The organism is Streptomyces sp. NBC_00286, assembly GCF_036173125.1.
GTDB lineage: Bacteria > Actinomycetota > Actinomycetes > Streptomycetales > Streptomycetaceae > Streptomyces.
In genome coordinates this window covers 9,791,268-9,803,943 of sequence record NZ_CP108054.1, presented here as the reverse complement: position 1 = coordinate 9,803,943, position 12,676 = coordinate 9,791,268, and the positions used below count along the sequence as shown (strand labels likewise).

The 12,676-nt window shown below is 69.0% G+C and carries 12 protein-coding genes and 2 pseudogenes; 7 read left to right on the top strand and 7 right to left on the bottom strand.

Annotated elements, in window-relative coordinates:
• Positions 1–401 precede the first annotated feature (401 nt).
• From OHT21_RS44280 to OHT21_RS44260, 6 genes and pseudogenes are all read right to left on the bottom strand, one after another.
• On the bottom strand, positions 402–2,033 hold the full coding sequence (locus OHT21_RS44280) for a multicopper oxidase family protein (RefSeq protein WP_328773892.1): 1,632 nt from the start codon (positions 2,031–2,033) through the stop codon (positions 402–404).
• Positions 2,034–2,109: 76 nt separating this feature from the next.
• On the bottom strand, positions 2,110–2,571 hold the full coding sequence (locus tag OHT21_RS44275; RefSeq protein ID WP_328773891.1) for a hypothetical protein: 462 nt from the start codon (positions 2,569–2,571) through the stop codon (positions 2,110–2,112).
• A 170-nt stretch (positions 2,572–2,741) separates the two neighbouring features.
• A complete protein-coding gene (locus tag OHT21_RS44270; protein WP_328766197.1) occupies positions 2,742–3,938 on the bottom strand; it encodes an RNA-guided endonuclease InsQ/TnpB family protein in 1,197 nt (398 codons plus the stop codon).
• Positions 3,939–3,951: 13 nt separating this feature from the next.
• On the bottom strand, positions 3,952–4,320 hold the full coding sequence (gene ccsA / locus OHT21_RS44895; RefSeq protein ID WP_443050605.1) for a cytochrome c biogenesis protein CcsA: 369 nt from the start codon (positions 4,318–4,320) through the stop codon (positions 3,952–3,954).
• A 41-nt stretch (positions 4,321–4,361) separates the two neighbouring features.
• Positions 4,362–4,574 (bottom strand): annotated as a pseudogene (ccsA, locus tag OHT21_RS44890) (cytochrome c biogenesis protein CcsA); the annotation flags it as partial.
• A gap of 807 nt (positions 4,575–5,381) precedes the next feature.
• A pseudogene (locus OHT21_RS44260) lies at positions 5,382–5,751 on the bottom strand (SanA/YdcF family protein); the annotation flags it as partial.
• A 140-nt stretch (positions 5,752–5,891) separates the two neighbouring features.
• On the opposite strand from OHT21_RS44260, the gene OHT21_RS44255 reads away from it, so the two are divergent.
• From OHT21_RS44255 to OHT21_RS44235, 5 genes are all read left to right on the top strand, one after another.
• Positions 5,892–6,275 carry a MarR family winged helix-turn-helix transcriptional regulator gene (locus OHT21_RS44255; RefSeq protein ID WP_328773890.1) on the top strand — a complete coding sequence of 128 codons (384 nt, stop codon included), beginning with the start codon at positions 5,892–5,894 and terminating at the stop codon, positions 6,273–6,275.
• Positions 6,268–6,795: an aspartate carbamoyltransferase gene (locus OHT21_RS44250; RefSeq protein ID WP_328773889.1), complete on the top strand. Its 528-nt coding sequence runs from the start codon at positions 6,268–6,270 to the stop codon at positions 6,793–6,795. Before OHT21_RS44255 ends, OHT21_RS44250 begins: the two co-directional genes overlap by 8 nt.
• A gap of 55 nt (positions 6,796–6,850) precedes the next feature.
• Positions 6,851–7,312: a GNAT family N-acetyltransferase gene (locus OHT21_RS44245; RefSeq protein ID WP_328773888.1), complete on the top strand. Its 462-nt coding sequence runs from the start codon at positions 6,851–6,853 to the stop codon at positions 7,310–7,312.
• A gap of 492 nt (positions 7,313–7,804) precedes the next feature.
• Positions 7,805–8,677 (top strand): DUF5134 domain-containing protein, encoded by an 873-nt coding sequence (locus OHT21_RS44240; protein ID WP_328773887.1) that lies wholly within the window; start codon positions 7,805–7,807, stop codon positions 8,675–8,677.
• A 330-nt stretch (positions 8,678–9,007) separates the two neighbouring features.
• A complete protein-coding gene (locus tag OHT21_RS44235; protein ID WP_328773886.1) occupies positions 9,008–9,349 on the top strand; it encodes a cupredoxin domain-containing protein in 342 nt (113 codons plus the stop codon).
• A 95-nt stretch (positions 9,350–9,444) separates the two neighbouring features.
• On the opposite strand, the gene OHT21_RS44230 is transcribed toward OHT21_RS44235, so the two are convergent.
• The gene (locus OHT21_RS44230) at positions 9,445–9,723 is read right to left on the bottom strand and encodes a hypothetical protein (RefSeq protein ID WP_328773885.1); all 279 of its coding nucleotides are present in this window, start codon (positions 9,721–9,723) and stop codon (positions 9,445–9,447) included.
• 218 nt (positions 9,724–9,941) lie between these two features.
• Here OHT21_RS44230 and OHT21_RS44225 point away from each other — a divergent pair, with 218 nt between their 5' ends.
• Together OHT21_RS44225 and OHT21_RS44220 are read left to right on the top strand one after the other, a co-directional pair.
• The gene (locus OHT21_RS44225; protein WP_328773884.1) at positions 9,942–10,235 is read left to right on the top strand and encodes a heavy-metal-associated domain-containing protein; all 294 of its coding nucleotides are present in this window, start codon (positions 9,942–9,944) and stop codon (positions 10,233–10,235) included.
• Between the two features lie 112 nt (positions 10,236–10,347).
• Positions 10,348–12,666 (top strand): heavy metal translocating P-type ATPase, encoded by a 2,319-nt coding sequence (locus OHT21_RS44220; RefSeq protein WP_328773883.1) that lies wholly within the window; start codon positions 10,348–10,350, stop codon positions 12,664–12,666.
• The last annotated feature ends 10 nt before the right edge of the window (positions 12,667–12,676 follow it).

The window sequence follows — 12,676 nt, the reverse complement described above, 5'->3', positions numbered from 1 at the left end:
GAAGGTCACGTCGGCCGTCTGACGGGCCGAGGCCGCCGCGGGACCGGAATCGCTTCCGGTCCCGCGGCGGCTTCCGCACCCAGAGCCCCCAGGGCCGCGCCGCCAGCCAGGCGTACTGCGCTCGAATAGTAGGAACGGTCCGCGCAGGATCAACCTCGTGTGGCCCCTGCTGGAGGTGGCTGCAACCTCGGCCGGGATACTGAACAAGCCATTGAGCACGCCGGGTTCAGCATCCAGAAGGCGCGGCACTTCGACTTCCTGGTCAACGGCCATACGCCGCCCAACTCCCCGTGTGTCATCCGCGTCGCGCGCAAGCCGGAGAGCCGAGAAACCATCCGCACGCCGCATCCGGACGCACCCACCGCCAGCCGATGGGCCGCCCGGACGGCGCGAGGCGAACGTCAGGCCGGATAGGCCACGTTCGCCATCATCCCGGCCTCGCCGTGGTACGCGTTGTGGCAGTGCAGCATCCACTGCCCCGGGTTGTCAGCGTCGAAGAAGACGGACAGCTTCTTCTTGGGCAGCACGATCGCGGTGTCCTTGCGGGGACCAGAGGTGCCGATCTGGTACGTGTGGCCGTGCAAGTGCATCGGGTGCCACATGTCGGTGTCGTTGACGAAGTCGAGCCGTACGCGCTGGCCCTCTTCGATCATGATCGGGTTCGCCTCGGGGTTGTCCATGTCGAAGGGCTTGCCGTTGATGGCCCAGTCGTACTTGGCCATGCCGCCGGTCAGCTTGAGCTGGTGCGTCACGTCGGCCCTGGCGGACTTCAGGCGCACGTCGTCGGCGGCGCGCAGCTGGGAGGCCGTCATGATCATGCCGTCGAGTTCCTTCGGGCGGACGGTCGGCTTCGGGGCGCTCCCCGAGCCCGTGCGCACCAGCGCGAAGCCGTTCGCGTCCTTGCCCTCGGCCACGGCGACGAGCGGGAAGACGCCGTCCCCCAGGGTGACCAGGACGTCGTAGCGCTCGCCCATTCCGACGAGCAGGGCGTCCACCTCCTGGTGCTGGATCGGGAAGCCGTCTGTGTGGGTGATGGTCAGCTTGTGGCCGCCGAGGGCGATGCGGTAGGCGGTGTCGCCGCCCGCGTTGATGATCCTCAGCCGTACCTTCTTGCCGGGCTTGCCGGTGTAGACGTCGGGGTCGGTCGCCACCCGGCCGTTGATCAGGTGGTGCGGGTACTTGACGTCCCCGGCGTCGCCGCCGAGCAGGTCGCTTTCCGCGCCCATGAGCATGAACTTCATCGACATGCCGCCGGACGAGGAGGCGGAAGCCGAGGGAGACTCAGAGTCCCCCATGTCCATCCCGCTCATGTCCCCCATGTCATGGCCTTCCATACCACTGGAGCTGGGGCTGCTGCTCTCCCCCATGTCGTGCCCCTCCATGCCGCCCATCCCCTGCCTGACCTCGGCGAAGACCTTGTCGGGGGTGCCGGTGACGCCGTCAACCCAGTCGTCGAGGAGGACGACCCACTCGTCGTCGTACGCGAGGGTCTCCTTGGGGTCCTCGACGATCAACGGGGCGTACAGGCCGCGGTCGAGCTGGACGCCAACGTGCGGGTGGAAGAAGTAGGTGCCGGGGGCGTCGGCGACGAACTTGTAGGCGAAGGTGGAGCCGGCCCGGACGGCGGTCTGGGTGGTGGGCGGCACGCCGTCCATGTCGTTGCGCAGCGCGATGCCGTGCCAGTGGATGGACGTGGTGGTCTTGTTCGGGAGCTGGTTCGACAGCTCGGCGACCAGGGTGTCGCCAACGGAGAGCCGGACCTCCTTGCCCGGGGTACGGCCGTCGAAGGCCCAGGTCTTGGGCGTGACGCCGCCGCCCAAGTCGATCATGGCCGGTGCGGCCGTCAGGGTGACCTTCTGCTGGCGCCCGGTGCTCTTGCGCTTCTTCTCGGTGGCGGCGACCGCCGAGGCGTTGGGGTTGATCAGGGCGGTGCCGCTACCTGAGCTATTCGCATTGGTGCACGCGGCGAGCGCTCCGGCGCCTGCGGCTCCCAGCCCGGCGAGCAAGATGGAGCGGCGGTTGATGCTGTTCATGGTGGTGTGTCCTCTGTATCGAAACTGCCGATGTGGTCGCGAAGGGGACGGCACATCGCGCGCCGTCCGGCGCGGCCTACATGCGCAGTTGCGAGAGGACGGACAGATCGGGCGGGGCACGGCCGACCGCACTGGCGGGGACACGACCTTCCGCGGCACGCCCCAGATCCGCGGGCGGGTGGAACGTGCTCTGGCCCGGCGCGGCCAGTTGTACGGAACCGACGCTCGTCGTGGCGCAGTGCTGCATGCCGGGCATGGCACACGCGCCGGAATCAACGCCGCGCGCGGACGATTCCGAGGCGGAAGGCACCGCCTCGCCCGCCATCGCATGGGCCGGGTCCGCCATGGCATGCGCGGCGTGGGCGGGAGCCGGTATGCGAGCAGAGGCCGACGTGGGCGACGCGGTCGTCGTGGACATCACGGATGTCATGGGCGTCTCGTGGTGGACAAGCACGGCCAGCGCGACGCACAGGGTGAGGAACACCCCGTACGCCCAGCGGACGGCCATGCCGCCGCTGTGAGCTGTCCGTATCGCCATGAGTTCCACCTGTGCCGTGCTGGCTGGTCGCCGGAGTCGCATCCTACCCCCAGGGGGTACTGGAACACCTTACGGCCTCACCGCCCGATGAGCTCTTTATCGGGTCGGCAGCCTTCCATGGGAGTGCAGACCGATGTTGACTTCCTCCCCCTCGTGAACGAGGGGGATTCCTACGGCTCGCGCCGTGGGGTTTTCTGCTTCACCGCCGACTGCCCGCCCGGAGTTCTCCGTTGAGGTCTTACACCGGCTCCACAGACAGACACCGCCAGCCCGGCGGCCAGAAGGTTCTCAGCGGCGTTCACGTCCCGGTCATGGGCCGTGCCGCAACTGCCGCACGTCCAGGAACGGACATGCAGCGGCATCGCCTCAGAAAGGCTGCCGCAGGCGGAGCACAGCTTGGAGGAAGGAAAGAAGCGGTCCACCGCGATTACTTCCCGCCCGTACCAGTCGGCCTTGTACTCCAGCATGCTCCGGAACTGGGACCACGCGGCATCACTGATGGCGCGGGCCAGGCTCCGGTTTTTGACCATGTTGCGTACGGTCAGGTCCTCGATCACAAGCGTTTGGTTCTCACGCACGAGTCGAGTGGTCAGCTTGTGCAGCACATCCCGCCTGCGGTCGGCGATCCGGGCATGGATCTTGGCGACCTTCTGGCGGGCCTTTTGCCGGTTGGCACCCTCGCCCTTGGCCTTGCGGGACAGCTCCCGCTGGGCCTTCGCCAGTCGCTCGCGGTCGCGGCGCTCATGCCGCGGGTTGGCGATCTTCTCCCCCGTGGAGAGGGTCAGCAGGTGGTTAAGCCCGACGTCGATACCCACTGCCGCGTCGACCGCCGCGAGCGGCTTGACCCGCGGGTCCTCGCACAGCAGGGAGACGAACCAGCGTCCGGCGCTGTCCCGGCTCACCGTCACCGTGCTCGGCGTCGCCCCCTCGGGCAGGGGACGCGACCAGACGATGTCCAGCGGGTCGGCCATCTTGGCCAGTGTCAGCTGGCCGTCGCGGAACCGGAAGGCGGAGGAGGTGTACTCCGCGCTCGCCCGGGAGGTCTTCTTCGCCTTGAAGCGCGGGTACTTGGCGCGTTTGGCGAAGAAGTTCGCGAAGGCGGCCTGCAGGTGCCGCAAGGCCTGCTGCAGCGGCACGGAGGAGACCTCGTTGAGGTAGGCGAGTTCCTCTGTCTTCTTCCACGCGGTCAGCAGGGCCGAGGTCTGGTTGTAGTTGACCCGTTCCTGCCGCGCCCAGGCCTCGGTACGGGCCGCGAGGGCCATGTTGTAGACCTTGCGCACGCATCCGAAGGTGCGCGACAGCTCGGCTGCCTGCGCATCGGTCGGATAGAAACGGTACTTGAAGGCCCGCTTCACGCCAGTGGCCATGACTCACCAACTATCACATCAACTTGTGACCCCTGCTTGGTAGTTGGCGATGGACGCCGAACCGCCCAGGAGGCGAATCGGCTTTCCCTGCCCTGCTCCGCAGGAGTCCGCTTCCTCCCCCGCCTGAAGGCGGGGGTATCCACGGAGGAATCCGGATGATGAGGATGTTGACGCCGTAGTAGTTGAAGACGAAGGTGGCGAACGCCACGAGCCCGAGCACCGCCGCGCGCCGACCCTTCCACCCGGCAATGACACGGGCGTTGAGGTACGCGGCGTACGCGACCCAAGTGATGAAGGCCCAGGTCTCCTTGGGGTCCCAGCCCCAGTAGCGGCCCCACGCGGCCTCCGCCCACACCGGGCCGCGATGACCGCGAAGGTCCACAGCGGGAACACCAGGCCCGTCAGCCGGTACGCCAACTTGTCCAGCGTCCGCGCGGACGGCAGCCGCCGCCGGAGCCCCGCCGTCCGCCCCGCGACTCGGCCCGCCGCAACCGCGTGCTCCCAGCGGTCGCGGAACAGGTATAGGACGGTGACCACGGCCGCGGTGTGGAACACGCCACCGGAGATGATCGCGGCGGAGACGTGGATCCACAGCCAGTACGAGTGCAGAGCCGGCACGAGCTGCGCGGAGTCCACGTACAGCACCGACACCGCGAGGCCGAGGGTCAGCAGGACCGAGAAGAGGACCGGAACTCCCGGCCAGCGCACGGGCTTCCGGGCTGCCAGTAAACCTACCTACGCGGCCGACGCCATCAGGGCGAAGGCGGTGGAGAACTCGCACATGTTTGCCCCACGGCGGGCAGCTCACCGCGAGACCGCGGGCGAGGACCGAGCCGGAGTGGAGCAGGAGCGCCAGCACGGTCAGCGAGACTGCGATCCGTCCCACCAGGTCGGCCCTGGGGCTGTCACCGGCCGCGCCAGGGCGGTCGCCCGCCGGGGCTCGGTTTTCTTCGTGAGACGTGGCCGCGGGCGGTGCCAGCACTTGCGTGCTGCTTCCTGTTGCACCGTCCACGGCCACGCTCCTCGTCCGGCCGCGTGCGAGTGCGGCCGGGGTCCGCTGTGCCGTCGAGGCGACAGTGGAAGCACGAACTACCTTAGTACTGCCCAAGAGCGCCCCGCGTCGTCCACGGCTGGGGAAGGAGGAGAACCACAGCCGTTCTTGGTCAGCTGGACGGGGAGCAGGAAGAACCCGGAGAAGCCCATGCCGGTCGCGGGCGTCGTGCGCATTGATCACACCTACCGAGAGCCGGTTGCCGTCCTGCGGGCAGGAGCGCGGCAGGTCCGGTGGCGTCGACCGTGCCCTGAAGAGCGGGCCGCGGTCACGGCGCACTCTTCGAACGGGGCTTCCATGCTCTGTCCGGGACAGAGGACGAAAACGGTTGCCCGTGTGGCTTCCTGGAAAAGCGCACGCCGCGATTCAACGGTTCGTCAGCCGACGCCTGATCACCGGGCTCCGTCCGGCGCCCGCGCCACTGCCGGCTCCCTCGGCCCGAGAAACTCGGGTCCGGCTCGAAGGCCGCGCCCACGACCGCCTTGCTCGCTGCGAACAGTCCGCGGGTGGCGCCGTGGTACCAAACTGCGTCGTGGCAGTCGGCCGCCCTGACGCCGTGCGAGTCGACGCCTCCTCCTGGCGCAGCGCGACCGCCTGGCGAATGCGGAACCCTTGGCTGACGAGGATCGCGCGGTCGACGCCGGAGATCTTCTTGGCCCGCACGCAGGAGTCCCAGGTGTCGAAGCCGGCGTAGTCGCTGACCATGCGAGCGTCGGGCACCCCGCGACGGGTGAGGTAGTGGCGCATGGCGTGCGCCTCGTCAATCGCGCCGCCTGCCTTCTGGCCGGCACATCACGGAGAGATAGTTGTATCGCCGAACCACCTGGTTGTACTGTCGAACTATGTCGGAAGAAGGTGGAGCGGCAAATCCAGCCCTGCTTCAAGACGCGCTGCGGAGCTTCGTGCGTGCTTTCGGGCTGCATCAGCCCGAAAGCACTCCGTGTGGTCAGGCGATCCCGGTCTCCGAGGCTCACGCCCTCGGGGAGCTCGCGCAGGAGGGTGAACTGCGGCAGGTGGAACTGGCCCGCCGACTGCGACTGCAGAAGAGCACCGTCAGCCGGCTCGTCGGGCAGCTGACCGCCCGCGGCTGGGTGGAACGCGCCCCAGCCCCCGACGACGGCCGCGGCGTCGTCCTGCGCCTCACGGCTTCGGGACAGAAGGCCGCGCACAACCTCGCCGACGCGCGGCGGGAGAAGTTCTCCCGGTTGCTCGATGCGATTCCACGCGACGAACGAGCGGGCGTACTGCACGCCCTCGAAGTCCTGACGGAGGCACTGGATGAATAACAGCAAGCGCCGACTGTTAACGGCAAGCATCGCCGCAGGGGCTGTCGGCGCGGCGCTGGCCGCCGTCCTTCTGATCGGCGACCCACAGCAGGACAGCGGCGAGGGACGGACCGACCGGCGCCAGGTGGTCGCCGAGCGCGGTCGAACCGTGATGCCTTTCGACCTCGAACAAACCACCCACCACTTCACCCCCACCGAGACGGGCGGGATCCAGGATGTCGTCGCCGACGAGTCCGACGACGCCGAGCAGATCGACCTCATACGCGCCCACCTACAGCAGGAGGCCAAGGCGTTCAGCCAGGGCGATTTCGGCGACCCCGCCCAGATCCACGGCGACAGCATGCCGGGCCTGACGGAACTGGAAGACGGCTATGAGCACATAGAGGTCCGCTATCGCGAACGGCCCGACGGCGCCACCCTCACCTACACCACCGAAGAGCCCGCACTGGTCGATGCGCTGCACGACTGGTTCGAAGCACAGCTCAGCGACCACGGCGACCACGCCGAATCCGGCCACTGACCAGCGAGCCGAGCACTGGAGCAGGCCCATCACCGCGCCCATCGCACGATCGGAGGTGGATAGTTTGAACAATCCTTACGAGTTGAGCGTGGGCGTGCCCTCCGTCGAGGTCTTCCGCCGCCTGCGCACCGATGCCGGCCTCTCGGACAAGGCCCCTGAAGCGGTTGCGCTCGCCCTGCCCAATACGTGGCACGGGGTGGTCCTTCATCACGAGGGGGAGCCCATCGGTATGGGGCGCGTCATCGGTGACGGCGGTACCGCGTTCCAGATCGTCGACGTGTGCGTACACCCCGCACATCAGGGGCGCGCCCTCGGCAAGCGCATCATGGCCGCGCTCACCGAGGAACTGGAGCGCCGGGCGCCCGCCACCGCCTACGTCTCGCTGATCGCGGACGGCCCCGCGCGCTTCCTCTACGAGAAGTTCGGCTTCGCCGACACCGCCACGCACGACTCGATCGGCATGTACCGCGTGATAGGCGGAAGCCATGGGCCCAGCGGATCACGGGCGGAGCCATAAGCGGATTGGTGCAACCGTGACCGCGGTTCCCACCGGGCAGTCGTCCTTCGTCCGCCCCGCCCGCCGCAGTCCCGGCGGACGGATGCGGCTACGGCCCGGATACACCAGCTGATCATGAACATCTCGTTGCAGGCCACCTCTACCGCCCTACGGGGCACGCCCTCGATCGGGGAGCCGTCGCTGCCCTGCACCGGCCCGCCGAGCGGACCCGCCTGCTGAGTGCGCAGGAGTGGCAGGCCACTGGTACTTCGACGGTCGACCAGGTCAACGACTTCGGTTGAGCCGTCCGGCCGCAGGCGGTTCCGGCACTCCTGTAAGCCGTCGACCAGACCGCGGTACGCAATCCCACCGGCCACCTGAACACCCTCCGGCTCCGAAACGTACTAAGGGCACTAGCAGTTAATGCCCAGGTAGCGCCCCTCGCGGTGCTCCGTACGACGAGGCGGCGTCGGCAGCGCAGGCCCGCCAGCTCGGACGAACGGGAAGGTGAAGATGGGAATCCTCGCGCTCAGTTGGGCCATCGCGTTGGTCTCCGCCCTGGTGGCTGCCGTCAGCGCGGTCCGGATGGTGACCACCAGGGGTGAGGCCCGGTTCGCGGCGGGCGGCGACCTGCTGATGGGGCTGTGCATGGCGGCCATGGCCCTGCCGGCGACGGTCGGCTGGTACGCGGGCTACGGCATGTGGTGGTCAGTGGCGTTCGGCCTCCTAGGGCTCGGGGCTGTGGCGATGGCGGTCAAGCACACGCGCTCGTCCGGGTGGAAGCACGGCCGTCACTGGGTGCACCTGATCGTCGGCAGCTTCGGCATGGTGATCATGACGCTGGCCATGACGAGCACGTCCTCCGGTCCGGTACTCGCGCTGGGCGGCGGACACTCAATGGCCCACATGCCGGGTATGGAGAACACAGCGAGCGCGACGAGCACGCACGAGATGGAGGGCATGGACCACACGCACGGCATGGGGTCCACGCACGGAATGGATATGCCGGGCATGACGAATGCCGCGGCCGACGCCGGTTCCTCCGCCGGGTCCGGTTCTGTATGGCGCTTCGTGGTCGCGGCTCTCGCCGTCTACTTCCTGCTGTCGATCGGCGCGTCCGTGTGGGCGAGGATCCGGGGCGCGCGGCGAGGTGGTCGGGGTGCCGGCTCTCGGGGAGGCTGGGGCCGCTGGCTGCTCGCCATGCCGGACACCGTGCTCGTCTACCTGGCGTCGCTGACGCTCTCGGTGTGGGACAGGACCAGGACGGGCCAGCGGGCAGGCCACGGGCGGCGCCGCAAACTCGGAGCCGCGCACGACGCGGCGCTGGCAGCGCATATCGGCATGGGCGGGACCATGTCCGCGATGCTGCTGATGATGGCCGCGTGAAGGCCAGTCGAGTCGCCGCCGACCAGTAGGACGACACCGCGCCAGGGGCCAAGCGCGTGCACCGTGGTGGCCTAGGCATCAGGTCGCGCGAAGTGGGCTCGGCACGGACTCGTATCGCTCAGCAGAGACCCGTATCGCTCAGCACACACAGGCCCGCAGCACGCGAAGCCGTTTCGTCTCCGGTGCCCGGGACGGAGACAATGGACATACGCGATCCACGCGCCCGAGCGGTCTCGGACTCCATGTTCCCCAGCGCAGGCCGCTCACGGGCGCCCGCCCGAAGGGTCCGGTCCGATGTCGCCTTCACACCTTCGCGGACGTACCGTCCCGTTGGCGCTCGGAGCAACAGTCGCCCTGCTGCTCGCGACCGCCTGTGCCGACGGGGACAACGAACCCGCCACCTCTCCCAGCCCCACCGAGACGGGCAGCATCACGATGGAAGACTTCGCGTTCAGCCCGGCGAATCCGGAAGTGCGGCCCGGCGAGAAGATCACCGTGGCCAACAAGGACTCCGCCCCCCACACCGTCACGGCCACCGAAGGCGACGCCTTCGACACCGGGAACATCTCCGGCGGAGATTCCGGGACGTTCACCGCCCCCTCCCAGGCAGGTCGATACGCCTTCGTCTGTACCCTCCACCCGAACATGACAGGCACTCTGGTCGTCCGCTGAGCCGTCCAGAACCTCGACCGGTGCCCGTGCCACACACGGATGCCGACCGAGGTCACAGTCGCGGTGACGGGAGGCGGGCACGGCTGGCGCGCCGGTCATGCCCACCGCCGCCCAGGGGCGGGCGGCTCGCACAGGACCTCGAGTGCCTCTCCGGTGAGGACGGCGGCGACCAGCAGGTCCGCGTGCTGCGTGGAGTGGGAGAAGACCTCGGCCGCGGCGGGTCCCGTGCCGCCCGCCCCCTCGCTGGCCGCCTCGAGCTCCACCGCCCGGTCCAGTACCGGCTCGGCGAGCAGCCACGAGAATCCTCCGCTGACCAGGCCGACAGCTCCGCCCGCGAGCGCACCGCGCCCGAGCAGGGACAGAAGTGACGTCATGAGCGCTCCCTCAGTGGCAGGAGCCGACGAGGAGACCGTCGCAGGCCACGACGCCTACTAAGCAGGTAGGCGAGCAAAGAACCAGCCGGACGGACCATGTGCGCAGCCCCACACGTGGAGGAATACCCCTAGGGGGTATAGTGTTGGTGTCACGGACGGGGCGGGGACAACACCCCTCCCGGAAGCAGCCCACGCACCCACACCCGGAGGAAGTAGCCATGACCACCCAGACGAACTCCAGCTCCGGCTCTTGCTGCGGCTCCTGCGGTTCCGGCGCCACGGTCGACGTCGAGGGCATCGGCGTCACCACCACCTACAAGGTGAACGGCATGACCTGCGGCCACTGCGAGAGCTCCGTCTCCCAGGAGATCTCCGCTCTGGACGGCGTCACCGCAGTCAAGGCCGTCGCCAAGACCGGCGAGGTCACCGTCACCTCCGCCGCACCGCTCGAGGAGGCGGCCGTCCGCGCCGCCGTGGACGAGGCCGGTTACGAGCTCGTCGGCCGCGCCTGACAGCCCCCTCCTGGGCCTACGGCCCCGGACAGCGAATTGCTCCCCACGCCGGGACGTATCGCTCCGCTGATACGGACGCCGTACGTCCCGGCCTCCCCCTGGAGATACGCCCATGACCAGCACGGCTCCCGAGAAGGCCGTCCCCGACACGGCACCCGCGCCCTCCTCCGCGGTCGAGCTCTCGATCGGCGGCATGACTTGCGCGTCGTGCGCGGCCCGTATCGAGAAGAAGCTCAACCGCATGGACGGCGTCACGGCGACCGTCAACTTCGCCACCGAGAAGGCGAAGGTCTCCTACGCGGACGGCATCGACGTCGCCGATCTCATCGCCACCGTCGAGAAGACCGGCTACACCGCCGAGGAACCGCCCCCGCCCGCCTCCGCCACCGCCGACACGAGCGAGGGCGAGGCCACTCCGGCGGCGGACGGCGAACTGTTGTCCTTGCGACAGCGTCTGTACGTGTCGCTGGTGCTCACCGTGCCCGTGGTCCTGATGGCGATGGTGCCGGCCCTGCAGTTCGACAACTGGCAGTGGCTATCGCTGACGCTGGCCGCCCCGGTCGTCGTCTGGGGCGCCTTCCCCTTCCACAAGGCCGCTTGGACGAACGTCCGCCATGGTGCCGCGACCATGGACACCCTGGTGTCGATCGGCACGCTCGCCGCGCTCGGCTGGTCGGTGTGGGCGCTGTTCTGGGGTCACGCCGGGATGCCGGGCATGCGGCACGGCTTCGAGTTCACCGTCTCCCGCGGGGACGGCTCCTCCTCCATCTATCTGGAGGCCGCGGCCGGGGTGACCACGTTCATCCTTGCCGGGCGCTATCTGGAGGCGAAGTCCAAGCGCAAGGCCGGTGCTGCGCTTCGGGCACTGCTGGAACTGGGCGCCAAGGACGTTACGGTGCTGCGGGGCGGCAAGGAAGTACGCATCCCTGTCGTGCAGTTGGCCGTCGGTGACCGTTTCGTCGTGCGTCCCGGCGAGAAGATCGCCACCGACGGGACTGTCGTCGAGGGCGCGTCGGCGGTGGACGCTTCCATGCTCACGGGCGAGTCGGTGCCGGTGGACGTGACCGTCGGCGACGCCGTGACGGGCGCGACCGTGAACGCCGGCGGCAGGCTCGTCGTCGAGGCGACCCGCATCGGCGCGGACACGCAGCTGGCGCGGATGGCGAAGCTCGTCGAGGACGCGCAGAACGGCAAGGCCGAGGTCCAGCGTCTCGCAGACCGGATCTCCGGCGTCTTCGTCCCCGCGGTCCTGCTGATCGCCGTGGCCACCCTCGGCGCCTGGCTCGGCGTTACGGGAGACGCGACCGCCGCCTTTACCGCCGCAGTGGCCGTTCTGATCATCGCCTGCCCCTGCGCCCTAGGCCTAGCCACCCCGACCGCGCTGATGGTCGGCACCGGGCGCGGCGCCCAGCTCGGCATCCTCATCAAGGGCCCCGAGGTCCTGGAGTCCACCCGCCGCGTCGACACCGTCGTCCTCGACAAGACCGGCACCGTGACGACGGGCCGGATGCAGCTTCATGACGTGATCCCCGCACCGGGCGTGGACAAGGACGAACTGCTGCGACTGGCGGGTGCCTTGGAGCACGCCTCCGAGCACCCGATCGCCCAGGCCATCGCTGCCGGTACTACTGAGCAGGTCGGAAGCCTGCCCGTGCCGGAGAACTTCGAGAACGTCGCCGGCCTCGGCGTCCAGGGCGTCGTCGACGGCCACGCGGTGCTCGTCGGCCGCGAGAAGCTGCTCAAGATGGGGGTCCCCCCGCTCGAGCGAAGCCGAGAGTGGGGGAGGGCCATCGAGCTGCCCCGGGAGCTGGCCGAAGCCAAGGCCGCCGCAGAGGCAGAGGGGCGTACGGCGGTCGCCGTCGCGTGGGACGGCGAGGCGCGCGGTGTCCTCACCGTTGCCGACGCGGTCAAGGAGACCAGCGCCGAGGCGGTGGCCGAACTGCGCGCGCTCGGCCTGAAGCCCGTCCTGCTGACCGGTGACAACCAACTCGTCGCCGAGTCGGTTGCCCGTTCCGTTGGCATCGACGAGGTGATCGCCGAGGTCCTGCCCGAGGACAAGGTCGACGTCGTCAAGCGGTTGCAGGCTGAGGGCCGTTCGGTCGCGATGGTCGGCGACGGCGTCAACGACGCGGCCGCCCTCGCCACCGCAGACCTCGGCCTGGCTATGGGCACCGGCACGGACGCGGCGATCGAGGCGGGCGACTTGACGCTCGTACGCGGTGACCTGCGGGTGGCGGCGGACGCGATCCGTCTCTCCCGCAAGACGCTGGCCACCATCAAGGGCAACCTCTTCTGGGCCTTCGGCTACAACGTCGCAGCACTGCCGCTCGCCGCCCTCGGCATGCTCAACCCGATGATCGCGGGCGCCGCGATGGCCTTCTCGTCGGTGTTCGTGGTGACCAACAGCCTGCGGCTGCGGTCCTTCAAGTGAGCGCAAGGGC